At 66.3% G+C, this 12,505-nt stretch carries 16 protein-coding genes and 1 pseudogene; 7 read left to right on the forward strand and 10 right to left on the reverse strand.

Annotated elements, in window-relative coordinates:
• Positions 1–5 precede the first annotated feature (5 nt).
• From ACOGXQ_RS15270 to ACOGXQ_RS15310, 9 genes are all read right to left on the reverse strand, one after another.
• The gene (locus ACOGXQ_RS15270) at positions 6–299 is read right to left on the reverse strand and encodes a DUF4031 domain-containing protein (protein WP_419944476.1); all 294 of its coding nucleotides are present in this window, start codon (positions 297–299) and stop codon (positions 6–8) included.
• Positions 299–1,519, reverse strand: a complete 1,221-nt coding sequence (locus tag ACOGXQ_RS15275; protein ID WP_419944477.1) for an AI-2E family transporter — start codon at positions 1,517–1,519, stop codon at positions 299–301. Before ACOGXQ_RS15275 ends, ACOGXQ_RS15270 begins: the two co-directional genes overlap by 1 nt.
• Complete coding sequence (locus ACOGXQ_RS15280) at positions 1,509–2,330, reverse strand: inositol monophosphatase family protein (protein ID WP_419944478.1); 822 nt, start codon at positions 2,328–2,330, stop codon at positions 1,509–1,511. The genes ACOGXQ_RS15275 and ACOGXQ_RS15280 overlap by 11 nt, the downstream gene beginning before the upstream one ends.
• On the reverse strand, positions 2,327–3,970 hold the full coding sequence (locus ACOGXQ_RS15285; RefSeq protein ID WP_419944479.1) for a cation:proton antiporter: 1,644 nt from the start codon (positions 3,968–3,970) through the stop codon (positions 2,327–2,329). The genes ACOGXQ_RS15280 and ACOGXQ_RS15285 overlap by 4 nt, the downstream gene beginning before the upstream one ends.
• Before the next feature lie 63 nt (positions 3,971–4,033).
• A complete protein-coding gene (locus ACOGXQ_RS15290) occupies positions 4,034–4,870 on the reverse strand; it encodes an enoyl-CoA hydratase (protein ID WP_419944480.1) in 837 nt (278 codons plus the stop codon).
• 56 nt (positions 4,871–4,926) lie between these two features.
• Complete coding sequence (locus tag ACOGXQ_RS15295) at positions 4,927–5,403, reverse strand: peptidylprolyl isomerase (RefSeq protein ID WP_419944481.1); 477 nt, start codon at positions 5,401–5,403, stop codon at positions 4,927–4,929.
• Between the two features lie 321 nt (positions 5,404–5,724).
• Positions 5,725–6,813, reverse strand: a complete 1,089-nt coding sequence (locus ACOGXQ_RS15300; RefSeq protein ID WP_419944482.1) for a HipA N-terminal domain-containing protein — start codon at positions 6,811–6,813, stop codon at positions 5,725–5,727.
• A complete protein-coding gene (locus tag ACOGXQ_RS15305; RefSeq protein ID WP_419944483.1) occupies positions 6,800–6,973 on the reverse strand; it encodes a hypothetical protein in 174 nt (57 codons plus the stop codon). The genes ACOGXQ_RS15300 and ACOGXQ_RS15305 overlap by 14 nt, the downstream gene beginning before the upstream one ends.
• A gap of 19 nt (positions 6,974–6,992) precedes the next feature.
• A complete protein-coding gene (locus ACOGXQ_RS15310; protein WP_419944484.1) occupies positions 6,993–7,166 on the reverse strand; it encodes a hypothetical protein in 174 nt (57 codons plus the stop codon).
• Positions 7,167–7,347: 181 nt separating this feature from the next.
• On the opposite strand from ACOGXQ_RS15310, the gene ACOGXQ_RS15315 reads away from it, so the two are divergent.
• The 7 genes from ACOGXQ_RS15315 to ACOGXQ_RS15345 all read left to right on the forward strand — a co-directional run bounded on the left by ACOGXQ_RS15315 (position 7,348) and on the right by ACOGXQ_RS15345 (position 10,683).
• Complete coding sequence (locus tag ACOGXQ_RS15315) at positions 7,348–7,599, forward strand: type II toxin-antitoxin system ParD family antitoxin (protein ID WP_419944485.1); 252 nt, start codon at positions 7,348–7,350, stop codon at positions 7,597–7,599.
• A complete protein-coding gene (locus ACOGXQ_RS15320) occupies positions 7,596–7,910 on the forward strand; it encodes a type II toxin-antitoxin system RelE/ParE family toxin (protein WP_419944486.1) in 315 nt (104 codons plus the stop codon). Before ACOGXQ_RS15315 ends, ACOGXQ_RS15320 begins: the two co-directional genes overlap by 4 nt.
• A gap of 167 nt (positions 7,911–8,077) precedes the next feature.
• Positions 8,078–8,305: a FitA-like ribbon-helix-helix domain-containing protein gene (locus ACOGXQ_RS15325; protein ID WP_419944487.1), complete on the forward strand. Its 228-nt coding sequence runs from the start codon at positions 8,078–8,080 to the stop codon at positions 8,303–8,305.
• Positions 8,302–8,709, forward strand: coding sequence for a type II toxin-antitoxin system VapC family toxin (locus ACOGXQ_RS15330; protein ID WP_419944488.1), 408 nt, complete (start codon positions 8,302–8,304; stop codon positions 8,707–8,709). The genes ACOGXQ_RS15325 and ACOGXQ_RS15330 overlap by 4 nt, the downstream gene beginning before the upstream one ends.
• 121 nt (positions 8,710–8,830) lie before the next feature.
• Positions 8,831–9,067 carry a helix-turn-helix domain-containing protein gene (locus ACOGXQ_RS15335; protein ID WP_419944489.1) on the forward strand — a complete coding sequence of 79 codons (237 nt, stop codon included), beginning with the start codon at positions 8,831–8,833 and terminating at the stop codon, positions 9,065–9,067.
• On the forward strand, positions 9,064–9,633 hold the full coding sequence (locus ACOGXQ_RS15340; RefSeq protein ID WP_419944490.1) for a HipA N-terminal domain-containing protein: 570 nt from the start codon (positions 9,064–9,066) through the stop codon (positions 9,631–9,633). The genes ACOGXQ_RS15335 and ACOGXQ_RS15340 overlap by 4 nt, the downstream gene beginning before the upstream one ends.
• 24 nt (positions 9,634–9,657) lie before the next feature.
• Positions 9,658–10,683, forward strand: a complete 1,026-nt coding sequence (locus ACOGXQ_RS15345; RefSeq protein WP_419944491.1) for an LLM class flavin-dependent oxidoreductase — start codon at positions 9,658–9,660, stop codon at positions 10,681–10,683.
• Positions 10,684–10,897: 214 nt separating this feature from the next.
• Here ACOGXQ_RS15345 and ACOGXQ_RS15350 read toward each other — a convergent pair.
• A pseudogene (locus ACOGXQ_RS15350) lies at positions 10,898–12,437 on the reverse strand (IS1182 family transposase); the annotation flags it as partial.
• Positions 12,438–12,505: the final 68 nt, after the last annotated feature.

Here is a 12,505-nt window from a genome sequence, read left to right on the forward strand (position 1 = left end):
CCCCATCAGGTCCCGGCATCAGACAAACGATCATCTGCCTGTCGGGCGCTCTGCTGGCGCAAGCCGGCTGCGCGCAGACGGGCCACAAGCTCGCGGCTGTCGACTGCGACGGCGCCTGCTGCGAGAGCGAGCTCCCGTTCGGCTTCGTCGACGTCGTAGTGGTCGCCTTGGAATGCCGTCCGTCGCTTGCCGATCGACGCAGCGAACCGGTGCAGCTCCTCATAGCTCTCGTCGGAGACGAGGTGCGCCCAGCGTCGTTCTCGCCACGGCCATCGAGCGTCATCGACGAGGATCGTCATCACTCGACAGACGACGACCCGAGACCTGCGGCCGGGTCCGCTTCTGCGCCTGCAGACTCGCCTGCTTCAACTGTCGTCGCCCCATCGCTTCCATCGACGCCGTCCGGCTCGTCCCTGTGAGTCTCGAACATCTCTGATTCGATGAGTTCGTGGCGCTTGATGTAAGTAGACACAAAAGCTTGGATAGTCGCGGTCGCCGGCACAGCCAGCAATGCGCCAGCCGAGCCCAGCAGGGCAGCGCCCACGAGGACCGAGCCGAAGGCGACGGCGGGATGGATGTTCATCGTGTGGGCGGTGACCCGGGGAGCGAGCAGGTAGTTCTCGACCTGCTGGTATGCGAGCACAACGACAGCAACCCACAGGGCGCTGATCGGCTCGTCGAGCAATGCAATGAGCAGAGGCAGCAAGCCCGCCAAGTAGGTACCGACAACCGGCACGAACTGCGAGAGCACGCCGACCCACATGGCGAGCGGCAACGGGAACGGCATACCGATGATCGCAAACGCAGCCCAATGAACCAGGAACGCCGCGATCGCGAGCAGAGCGCGCGAATAGATGTAGCCGCCGGTCTTGTCGATGGCCAACTCCCAGCCCCGAAGGACCGCAGCTTGGCGGGCCGGCGCCAACGCCGAGCACAGCAAGCGCCTCAGGCGTGGGCCATCGGCCACCAAGTAGAACGTGAACAACGCGGCGGTAAGCATCTGAATGGCCACACTCACCACCGTCGAGCCGACAGACACCAGGTTGCCGGCTACATCGCCGAGCAGTGACGCCGCTCTGCCGCCTTCGGTGAATTGGGCTCTCAGGTCATCAGTGCTGATCTGGATGCCGAACTGCTCGTCTGCCCACTGCTCGATGTCGGCCAGATAGCCGGGCGCAGCGTCGATCAGCTTGGAGATCTGGTCTGCCAAGACGGATGCCATGGCAGCCGCAAATCCCACAGCCACTGCTCCGAAAGCACAGAAGACGGCTGCCGTGCCAAGACCGCGCTTCCAGCCTCGGCGTGCCAGCCAGTTGACGGCTGGTTCCATCGCGAACGACAAGAACAGGGACACCAGCAGCACCACAAGGAGACTGCGCAGCCGGTCGAGCAGCCACGCCGCCGTGACCAGCCCCACGACGCCGAGCAAGGCCAGCCCAATCGCTCGTGGCACCCAACGCGGCATCCGGTCGCGTTCAGGCAACTCGAACTCAGCCCGACGGCGGGCCTCACCCGTCACCGCGGATCCTCGGGCCGGCGCCCATCACCTCGGCGACTGCGTCATGGATGACTCCATTGGAGGCAATCCCGTTGCGGCTGCGGTAGTCGAGCCGACCGGCAAAATCGGTGAAGACTCCGCCGGCTTCCGACATGATCACCGGCATCGGCGCCAGATCCCACGTCTCGCAAACCGGGTCGATCATGGCCTCAGCCTGACCGGTGGCGACCAGGAAATACCCGTACGCATCTCCCCATGTGCGCATCATCGCGCCCTCAGCCCGAAGCCCTGCGAATTGATCGGGCGCAAACGTCTCGTAACTGGAGGTGTTGATCAGCGCGCCGTTGAGCTCGGGATGGTCGCTGACCGAGCAGCGATGCTCTCCGAGCCAGCAACCGGTACCCCGCCCGGCGGCGAGCGTCAGCCCGAGCACGGGCAGGTCGATCACGCCGACCAGCGGTCCGTGAGCGTCGACCAACGCAACCAGCGTTGCGAAGAGCGGCACGCCCCGGACGAAACCGCGAGTCCCGTCGATCGGGTCGACGATCCACGTGCGACCGCCGGGGCGGATGGCGCCGCCTTCTTCCTCGCCGAAGACTGCATCTCCGGGAAACTCCTTGGCTATGCGCTCACGGGCGAGCCGTTCAGCCGCCCGGTCCGCCTCGGTGACCTCCGTCCCGTCCCGCTTCCAAGTGACTCCCAGATCCCGTCGGCCGAACCAGCGCAGCGTGAGCGCTCCGGCATCGGTAGCTATCTCTCGTGCTGCGGCGACCAGCGATTCGCCGGCGTCGGGGGCATCTGCACCCGCCGGGATATCGGCTCGCTGGCTCACTCGCCTCGGCCTGGGCTCTGCCACGGCAACCGGCGAGGCCGTGGCAGCTGGTCGGACTCTGTCGGACTCAGCGGGAAGGTGAGCACCGGGACTGGGAGCTGGCGCGCGATCCGTTCCGACGGCAGGAGCACCAGCCGGGAGGCGCCGCCGGGCGGGCGCGGCGCGAACAGCACGACCAGGTCCGCTTGGTGCTGGCCGCGCGAACGCACCACCGCAGCGGTGAAGCTCTCGCTGCGCAGCGACCGAAACTCGAAGTCCACATCGCGGCTGCCGCAACGCTCACCGATCTTGGCGGCATGGGGTTCGTCTCGCTCTCCCGGCATCAGCACGACCAACGACGAGCGCCAGCGAGCGGTCTGGTCGATCAGCCACTCGGGCAGGTCCACAGGGACCGGGGCAGCGACCAGCACCCGAGCCGGAAGCTCGAACTCCTCATGCGCTGCGGCGTCGGAACCCTCTTCTGAGGACCAACTGCGCAAGTCCCGAGCCACAAGGAGCGGACCGATGAGCTCGAAGAGCACCACGGCGCCGAGCACCACAGTGGCCGCCTCGACGCCGGCGTCGGAACCTACGTCACTGAGACGCTCCGATGCGAGCACGGCGAGGCCGACGGCCACGCCCGCCTGCGGGGTCAGGTTGACGCCCAGCCAGAACGACCGCCGCCAGCCGAGTCCTCCGGTGAGACCTCCGGCGAGGCCACCCATGATCTTTGCTGCCACTCGTACGACGATGTAAGCGACGCCGACCAGTCCGACCTTGGGCACATCGGAGAGGTGGATGGAGGCGCCCGCCAACGCGAAGAACAGCAGGTAGAGCGGCTGCTCGATTGTCTTGATCGTACGGAACAAACGCACCGAGAACGACTGTGGCGACACGGTCGCTGCCGTGGCGCCCGCGACCAAGGCCGCCAGCGGCAGCGAGATCTCGACGAATCCGGCAATAGTCCAAGCGATGACGATGTGCACGAGCACGAACAGCAGGAGTTCGCCTGAAGTCTCTATCTGGAACCCCAGCCGCGAGACGAACCAGCCGAGCATCAGCCCCAGTACGGTGCCGCCGATGCCGAGTTGGACGAAGTTCACCAGCGCCCCGCCGATATCGGCGGCTTCGTCGGAGAGCAGCAGCGCGATCGGGAGCACCGCCGCGAACGTTGTGGTCGCGAGCGCGTCCGACACTGCATGCGTGCCAACGATGCCCGTGGGATAGCTGCCGCGGGCACGCACCGACGTGACGATGTGAGCGATCGTCATCGGGGCGCCTGCTCCCGCGAGCGCGCCGAGGACCAGCGCCACCGGGCGGTCTGCCCCGAGCCTGCTGGTGACCCAGAACACCGCGACCGCGCTCAGCACGTACTGGGCAATCCCGGTCGTCAGCGTCCACCGCGCAGCCCTCAGCGCGCGCACCGACACCCGTTCGCCGATGACGAACATGAGCACGGCCAGCGCGACCTCGGTGACAGGTCGCAGCGCTATGAGCGACGGCTCGTCAATGAGCTGCATGAACGGCGGCCCCGAGGGCCCCAGCAGCGCGCCGACGATGAGGAAGGCGACCAGTTCAGGCAGGTGATGTCGTGCCAGCAGGCGACTGGCCAAGTACGCCAGCCATGCCAGCACGGCGAACGCGACGAGTGTGTCGTTCACTTCCGTCTCACCGCCCCGGCCGACGCCAGAACTCTTGAGTCAGGGCGTCGGTCAGCCCCCAGTTCAGTCAGAGCCGGTCGAATCAGACCCAGTCGAGACGGACTCGAAATTGGGATCGCGCTGCTCCACGAAGCTCTGGACGCCTTCCTTGAAGTCAGGCCGCCGCAGCGACTCCCGCATGAGCGCGTTGGACTCCTCCAAGGCATCGGTGCGCTCCATGTCCAGTTGGCTCCACACTTGACTCTTGATCTGAGCCATAGACCACGGAGCACTGAAGCGCCCAAGGTCGCGTGCATAGCTGATCGCCTCGTCGACCAACTCATCAAGCGGGAAGACCTTGCTGACCACGCCCATCTCCTTGGCCTCTTCGGCCAGGAAGACACGGCCTGACATGAGGATGTCAAGGGCATTCGACGGTCCGACGACACGGGGCAGCATCCACGAGACGCCATGCTCTGCGATGAGGCCCCGACGCACGAATGCACTCGTGAATTTGGCGCCCTGAGCGGCGAACCGGACATCGCACATCATGGCGTGCACGAAACCCAGCCCCGCGCATGCCCCGTTGATCGCAGCCACGACCGGCTTGGGAATGGACAGGGCGTAGTCATGGCGCTCGTTGCGCAGCCGGGGCGGAACGCTGTCGGCGCCTTCGCCCTGCCCGCTGCTGATCCCCTGCAGTCTGTCCATGTCGGCGCCGGCGCAGAATCCGCGGCCCGCTCCGGTCACCACAATGGCGCGGACGTCAGGATCGGCAGCAGCTCGATCCAAGGCGTCGAAATAGCCGGTTCCCAGTTCGCCAGTCCAAGCGTTCAGGCGCTCAGGACGGTTCAGCGTGATGACCGCTACACCGTCGTCAGCCTCGTACAGCACCGTCGCATCTGATTCGGCGTCATTCATCCGGTTCCTCCTCGTTCATTCCGATTCGTTCATTCCGATTCGCCACAGTACTCGCGCTAGTTCTGAGGAACCTCTTCGACGGTCACTGTGTCCATTGTGTCGCCGACCGAGATGGCGAGCGCCACATCCATCCCCTCGATCACGTAACCGAACAGGTTGTAGGCGGGCTGCAGCTTCTGGCGGCAGTCGTCGATGCAGATGAAGAACTGGCTGCCGTTGGTGTCCGATCCGGCATTGGCCATCGCGACCGCCCCCAGCGTGTACTCCCCCTTCACCGGCTCGTCAGCAAAGCGGTACCCCGGTCCCCCGCGCCCCGAGCCTTCCGGGCAGCCTCCCTGGATGACGAAACCGGGCACTACCCGATGGAAGGTGAGTCCCGTGTAGTAGCCGTCCTGGGCCAGGTTCACGAAGTTGTTCACCGTCACCGGGGCGAGTCCCGGATCGAGGTCCATGACGATGCGGCCCTTGGACGTATCGAGCGTGACACGCCAGATCGCATCGGTGTTGATGTTCATAGGGGGTGCTGATGCCATAAGCCGCCGACGCTATCGCCTGCTGCCTAATGCGAGCGCCTACGTCGGGCGAGGCACCACCCACGACCCGCTGTATCGGATGCGGCGGCTGCTGGTCAAAGCCGCCGAGCGCATCACCGAGCGCGGCACGGCGAAACCGCGCGGCCTGCTCGCCGCCGGCGACCCACGAGGCGAGGTCCGCGACGCATGGCACGCCAAGGAGACCCTGCGCGGCATCTGCCGCGTCGGCGACCGCGAACTCGCGCTCGAAGCGCTCGACGAGTCCTCACGCGACCTCCGCGACGAGACGTGCTCCCCGTGCGTGAGGACTATGTGTGGCGCTCAGCGGTCCTGCTCTTGGCTCGCTGCCTCGCGCCACGCTTCTCGGGCGGCACTTGGTGGCTGGCGTTCGAGGATCGCCCTGCTTCCGGGGCTTCCAGAATGCAGCGGGCAGGGCTGGTGAACGAGTCGTCTTTGGCAGCTGCCTGTGGCTGTTGAAGCGCCGCATAACACGACTCGGACAGTGGCCTGGGCCGCCGTGGCCTGCTGTGACTTGGTGGCGGGCTTCCGGTTGAGTTGGAATTCTCGACGCACATCCGCAGACCGAATCTGCGATTGACGATGAAGTTGCGGCAGCACCGAGGATGTGCGGTCCCTCGGGTCAAGCGCGTCGATCATGTCGCTGATCGCTGCGGGGGTGCTCTGGAGCAGGCTCATGGCTCGGTCGGCAGTCTCGTCAGGGTCGATTCCCAGTGATCGCGCTGTTCGCTCCCACGCGGAGGGCCGGCTTGACTTGCGCAGTGTGTAGTCCTTCTCGGCTGCTGCGAGGCCGAGATGTCGGGCCGCGGCCATGCAGATGTGCTCGACGATCTCGGCATCCTCGTAGTCGTCCAGCCCAGGCTTGAGGATGTGCGTCGTCGGGGTGTCACCGCAGGGAAGCCCCCATTGGCGCCCGTCGAAGTGCAGTGCGCACTTGGCCTGCGCGCCGCCCAAGCTGAACTGACCGAGGTTCCCTTCGCCACCCCATGTCGACCAGTCTCGCCGGGCTCGGCGAATCCAGTCAGCGATGTCTCGGTCTGTCAGCGCCTGGACTCCGCTGCTGCGCTGAGGGGTTCCTGCGCCAGCTGGGAAGAATTGAACAGCGCCGGCGCAGTCAGCGCCGATGTCGGTCGCCAGCAAGTCAATCGGTCTCGTGCTCGAGGCATGGTTCCTAGTTGCCCAGACATCTCGAACCTGGGCGTTGTCGGGCAGCAGCCCGTCGACCCACATGCCCACCTCATGGGGGCGACGCAACGGGGGGATGCTCAGCGACAGCGGTGTCCTGAGCCCACGAAGGTAGGCATCGTCGTACTCGAATGTCGCTTGCCGCCCTGACCCTCCGGCGATCGAACCGGCGAAGCGGCCGTGCACAAAGACATCAAGGTTCGACATCGAACGCGGGATCTCTCACGCCGCTCACTGTCGGCAGCAACGCGACTTCGTATGGCCGCATGGCTTCTCCGTCCAGGCAGGCAAACCCTTCGGCGGTGTCCCGCTCGTCGCTGTAGGACTGCGGCACCGGGAATCGGGAGATCTCCCCTTCGCGGGTCATGCAGTCGAAGTTGCTGACCTCACCATTCCTCGCATCTGAGGTCAAGACCGCGGAACAGGCAGTACTCCACGTCGATGGGCTGAGGCGTCTGGTGGATCGGGTAGTCGTCGAAGCGGTTGAGCACGGCATCCTTCGTTCTGGGGTGCGACGGCGTCATCCTGCACGGGGCCAGCCCTGCCGACTTGCGTCCCATCGGCGAGGAGTACCGCCGCACACGCCCCGCCGGCGCCTTTGACGATCTTCCCGCCAATCCCGCGGCGTTACGGCGAAGCTGACCCCGCTCGCGCGGGAGACCACCCAGTGGCACACGGCGCACCGCCCAGCAGTGGCGAGCGCAGGTTGACAACCGTTGTCAACCTATGCAGACTGGTGATGTGAGCCGCAACACCATGAGCTTTGCTCTTCCCCCCTCGATGCGGAGCTACATCGACGAGCGGGTCCGAGGCGGCGAGTACGGCAACACCAGCGAGTACCTGCGCGATCTCATCCGGCGCGATCAGCAAGCTGAGGCAGCGCGCCGGTTCCGCCAGCTGATCGCAGAGGGGATCGAGTCGGGTGAGGGTCGGGTGCTGACCTCGGAAGTAGTCGATGAACTCCGCGCAAGCGCGTTCGAACGAACGGTGTGAGCGAGGTACGGCTACGCCCGCTCGCTGAGGTCGACTTGGTCGAACGCAGCGAGTACTACCGATCTGAGGGCGGCGACGATCTCGGCCGACGCTTCTTCGATACATCGATCGCAACTTTGGGAGAGATCGAGCGCATGCCAGGCGCCGGCTCGTTGCGAATCGGCGAGTTGTGCGGTGTCGATGGCCTGCGATCCCGTCGGCTGGCAGGGTATCCGTGCGGCTGGTTCTACTTCGAGCGCCGCGATCACGTCGACGTAGTCCGCCTCCTCGCCTATGCCCAGGATCTCGAGGCGATTCTGGGCGGTCGATGAGAAGATTGATGAGGGGACAGCCTCACCGCGGGCAGCTAGATGCTCGATCAGATCTTCGCCTCGACGAAGCGCAACGTTGGGCGGCGCAGCCGCCGGGCAGCGTTGCGACCGAGGTTGTTGATGTCGGGTTGTCATACACCCATATTGCATGTATCTATGCTCTTTGCATGACTTCGTTGCAGATACGCAATGTGCCCGATCAACTGCACCGGCGGCTCAAGGCGCGAGCGGCCCTCGAAGGCCAGTCGCTGTCGGAGTACGCACTGGAGGAGTTGCGCCGCGCAGCCGAGCGCCCCACCCGTCGCGAACTCATCGAGCGGGTGGCGCGCTTGGAACGCTCGGATGTGTCGATGCCTGCTTGGGAAGCGGTTCGAGCCGAGCGCGACAGCAGGTGATTGTCCTCGACTCGTCGGCAGCAGTCGAGTGGCTCTTGGGCCTGCCGCTCGCCGATGCCGTCGCGCAGCGACTGTCGCAGGCCGAGTCCATTCACGCTCCCGCACTTGTTGACGTCGAGGTCGCCCATGTCGTGCGCCGATATGCCGCAGAGGGCGAGATCTCCGATCGCCGGGGCACGGAGGCTCTCGAAGCACTCGCCGATCTAGACGCCGTCCGCTACAGCCACGAGATGCTGCTGCCGCTGATCTGGCGGCTGCGCCACAACCTCACTGCGTACGATGCCGCCTTCGTTGCGCTGGCCGCCGTGCTCGGTGCAACGCTGGTTACCTTGGATGCCGGGATGGCGCGGGCCCGGTGGCCATTGCAGGGCGACGCTCTGTTCGGGGTGGACCACATCGCCTGATGAACGGCTGCCCTCGTGGCAGCATTGTCGGTTGAGACAGCACGGTCTCATGACATTGATAGCACAGAACAGTGCCTAACAACGGATGGAACATTTCTGTTCCATCCGTTATGATCTCGCCATGTCGTCGCGATCGTTCAGGAACATCCAGACAGTCGGCCAGTTCGGTATCGAAGTCCGTCGGCTGCGCGAGGCAGCAGAGTTGACCCAAGCCGCACTGGCCGCACAGGCCGGCGTATCGCGACGTTGGCTCGGACGGCTCGAGCGCGGGCACACCGGTGCCGAGCTCGCCAACATCATGCGCCTTGCCAGGGCGCTGGGACTCTCTCTGAGGTTCGCGGAGTCTCCGGCACCATGAATCACCTGCCGGACCTCACGGTCCTCATGAACGGCAGCGTGGCGGCGCACCTGAGCAGCGACTCCCGGGGACATCTGGTTCTCAGGTACGACAGCACCTACATGGATGCGCCCGATGCCATCCCGCTGTCGCTGGCGATGCCGTTCACGGAGCGGCCTCACGGACACCGGGCAGTCCAGCGATGGACACAATCGCTTCTGCCTGACAACCCCAGCGTTCTCAGCCGCTGGTACGACCGGGAGGACGTACAGCAGCGCACACCCTTCGGGTTGCTCTCGACAGCGATCGGCTTGGACTGCGCCGGGGCTGTCCAGTTCTGCCCAGTCGGCGCCGAGCATCGTCTTGCAGCGCGCTCCAGCGGCATACAGACTCTGACCTCCCAGACGATCAGGCGTGAGCTGAGCGCCATCGTCAATGATCCTGATGCGTGGCATTCCGATGACTTGGAGCCGTATTTCAGCCTCGCGGGCTTTCAGTCCAAGATCGCGCTGCATCGCGTCAACGACGGCTGGAGCGATCTCATGGGCGCAGTCCGCGACGCCGACCTCGTCGGCAAGACCTTCTGAACGTCGCTGCGAGAGGAATCGGAAATGTCGAGACCTGGGTTGGGCCTGCTGCTGGGCTTCGAGGACACGATGGCGGATTTCGTGGAGCTGGCCCGTGAGGGCGAAGGCGCTGGGATGGAGTCGATGTACACCGTGGAGGCCGGACGCAGCGCCTTCGTCTCCGCGGCAGCCGTCATAGCTGCTACCGAGCGGGTCACCGTCGGCACCTACATCGCCAATGCGTATGCCCGGGAGCCGTGGCTGACGGCGATCGCTGCCCGGGATCTCGACGAGCTGAGCGGCGGCCGGTTCACGCTCGGCCTCGGCACGGGCAACCGCCACTTCAACGAGTGGTACATGGGTGTCGACGATTTCCGGCCGCTCGGCAAGCTGCGCGACTACATCGAGATCGTGCGCAGCGCCGTGGCCGGCCGGGCGGGGGAGCCGGTGCGCTGCGAAGGCGATCACCACCGCATCCGCTGGCGGGCGACGTGGGAGCCGACCCGTCCGTCGATCCCCGTCTACCTGTCCGCCTCGGGGCCCAAGATGGTCCGCCTGGCAGGCGAGGTGGCCGACGGTGTCGGCGTTGGCGTGATGTCGTCGGCCGAATTCATGCGCGACATCGTCCGGCCAGCAGCACAGACGGCGGCGACCGAGGCCGGCCGCGACTCCGACAGCGTGGGCTTCCTGATGGGTTCCTTCCTCAGCGTCAACAACGACGAGGAGTTGGCGCGCAATGCCACCAAGACCACCATCTGCGGGCTATTCCACCCTGTACCGCACCCGTACTACGACTCGCAGCTGCGCCAGCTCGGCTTCGCCGACTTCGCCGATGCTGCTGCGAGGCTCATGCCAGAGGGTCAGATTCGCGAGGCGATCGGCTTGGTACCCGACGAGGTGGTCGACACCATGACCATCACGGGAACGCCGACTCAGTGCGCCGACCGCATCGCCGACTACAGCGGCCTGACCTCGGAGATCATCCTGTTCCGGGTTGCCCAGCGCACCGATCCGCCCGGATTGGCGGGCTACGAATCTCTGTTCGAAGTCATCGTGCTCGCCGCCAGCTGACATCTCAGCCGCAACCGGATGCTGTCGCCGCTCTGTTGATCTGAAAGCGGCGATGCACTCGGTGCCGTCGGCACCGGCTGTGACGGTGCGAGCCGAAGAATCGCCTAGGAGTCCGCTGAGCAATCGGCTTGTCGGGGCGGCTGAGTTGTCGGAGGAGTGATCCCGGGCGGGTTCGGTGGTGTGGTGGGCGGGGTTCGGGTCTGGTGGCGGGTCTGGTGGTGGCCCAGTGGGTGCTGTTGTGGTGGAGTCCGAGGCTGGCGAGGCGTTGGAGGTTCGCTGCTGCTGCGCGCAGCTGCAGCCAGTGCCGGTTCTTGGCGGCGCCGATGTAGGGGCATCTTCGGGCTCGGCGGGTGAGCCAGGCGATGCTGCGCTCGGCCATGGGACGGTGGGTGCGGTAGTCGCGTTCGAACTGGGGGGTGCGGGCTTGTGCCCGTGCGGCGGCGAGCAGCCCGTGGTGGGGGTTGATGCTGACGCGGCGTCCGCTGTTGGCGGTGGTGCAGCGCGTCCGCTGCGGGCATCGGCGGCAGTGCCGCCCGAAGGTTGCTGTGCCGGCGGCGCTGATCGTGACGGTGATGCCCTCGGGGCAGGTGACGGTGCCGGAGAACTGCCCGCTGTCGGGGTCGCAGTCGTAGTCGATGTCGAAGTCGTCGATGCTGTAGCCGCCTTCGACGGCGACCCGCAGCGGCGGGGGCTTGATCACCGCTTCCATCTGGCGTCCGGCGAGGTCGGCTCGCAGAGCCCCGGTGCCATAGGCGCTGTCGGCGAGCACCACGGTGCCCGCCGGCTCGCCGTCGAGCAGTCCCATCGCCGCATCAGCGTCGCCCACATCGCCGGCAGTGAGATCGGCGGCGGTGATCAGGCCCGTGTCGGGCTCGGCTGCGATGTGGGCCTTGAAGCCGTCCCGGTAGCTGTGAGCGGTCTTGTGGGTGTGCCGCGACTCGGGATCGACCACGCTGATCACCCGCCCCTTCGCGGTCCGCCGGGCGATCCGCCACCGCCCCGGCTCCCCGTCGACGGGCTCGGTGTCCTGGCCCGCGACCAGCCCCAACAGCCCCACCGCGTCCGCCTGGGCATCGTCCAATTCGAGGCCCCCCGCTGCGCCGATCAGATCCAACGCGTCATCTGTCAGCTCGCTGACCAGCCGCTCGATGTCCGCAGGGTCCGCCCAGTCCACCACCGGCCCCGCCGGGTCCAGATTGCGTTCGCGCACCGGAACCTCGCCCAACTCGCCCACCAGCCGCCGCACCCGCCGAATCTGGACCGCCAGCATCGTGACGGTGCCCTGACGGGCGACCGCGTCGTCGAGCACCGTGGAATCCAGCACACGCCGCTCACGCCCCGCGACCGCGCCCGACGCTGCGATCAGCCCCCGCACCGCCTCGAAGATCCGATCCGGACGCCCGCCGGCCCGCAGCCTGTTCCGCCACAACGTCAGCACCGTGTGATGGAACGCCTCATCAGTGAGCGCCAGCCCCGCCGCAGCCTTCCACCCCACATCAGTCTGCAACCGCGCGCACGCCGCCCGATCCGACAGGCCCTCCAACGCCTGCAGCACCATCACCGCGGCCACCACCTCCCCCGGGCGCCGACGGGCGACCACGCCCACTCGCGAACAGATCCTCGAACAACCCGTCAGCAAACAACCGACAACGATGCTCCGCCAACAACGCACACACCGACCCCCGCGCCAACAGATGCCCGCACACCACCGCCGCGTCCAACAACACCCGATCCCGACCCGCTGACCCCTGCACCCCACCAGTGTCCCACGCGCCACCCACCCCCCACGCGGAAATCACCGCCAACAAATCAGCAGTCTCCT

Origin of the sequence: Candidatus Poriferisodalis sp., assembly GCF_965208485.1 — a bacterium.
Classification (GTDB): Bacteria; Actinomycetota; Acidimicrobiia; order Acidimicrobiales; family Poriferisodalaceae; genus Poriferisodalis.

Excerpts from the sequence above, each read along its gene's own strand:
- ACOGXQ_RS15270 (WP_419944476.1), bottom strand. The coding sequence starts at position 299 with ATGACGATCCTCGTCGATGACGCTCGATGGCCGTGGCGAGAACGACGC.
- ACOGXQ_RS15290 (WP_419944480.1), bottom strand. The coding sequence starts at position 4,870 with ATGAATGACGCCGAATCAGATGCGACGGTGCTGTACGAGGCTGACGAC.
- ACOGXQ_RS15295 (WP_419944481.1), bottom strand. The coding sequence starts at position 5,403 with ATGGCATCAGCACCCCCTATGAACATCAACACCGATGCGATCTGGCGT.
- ACOGXQ_RS15300 (WP_419944482.1), bottom strand. The coding sequence starts at position 6,813 with ATGTCGAACCTTGATGTCTTTGTGCACGGCCGCTTCGCCGGTTCGATC.
- ACOGXQ_RS15305 (WP_419944483.1), bottom strand. The coding sequence starts at position 6,973 with ATGACCCGCGAAGGGGAGATCTCCCGATTCCCGGTGCCGCAGTCCTAC.
- ACOGXQ_RS15310 (WP_419944484.1), bottom strand. The coding sequence starts at position 7,166 with ATGGGACGCAAGTCGGCAGGGCTGGCCCCGTGCAGGATGACGCCGTCG.
- ACOGXQ_RS15325 (WP_419944487.1), top strand. The coding sequence starts at position 8,078 with ATGACTTCGTTGCAGATACGCAATGTGCCCGATCAACTGCACCGGCGG.
- ACOGXQ_RS15335 (WP_419944489.1), top strand. The coding sequence starts at position 8,831 with ATGTCGTCGCGATCGTTCAGGAACATCCAGACAGTCGGCCAGTTCGGT.
- ACOGXQ_RS15340 (WP_419944490.1), top strand. The coding sequence starts at position 9,064 with ATGAATCACCTGCCGGACCTCACGGTCCTCATGAACGGCAGCGTGGCG.
- ACOGXQ_RS15345 (WP_419944491.1), top strand. The coding sequence starts at position 9,658 with ATGTCGAGACCTGGGTTGGGCCTGCTGCTGGGCTTCGAGGACACGATG.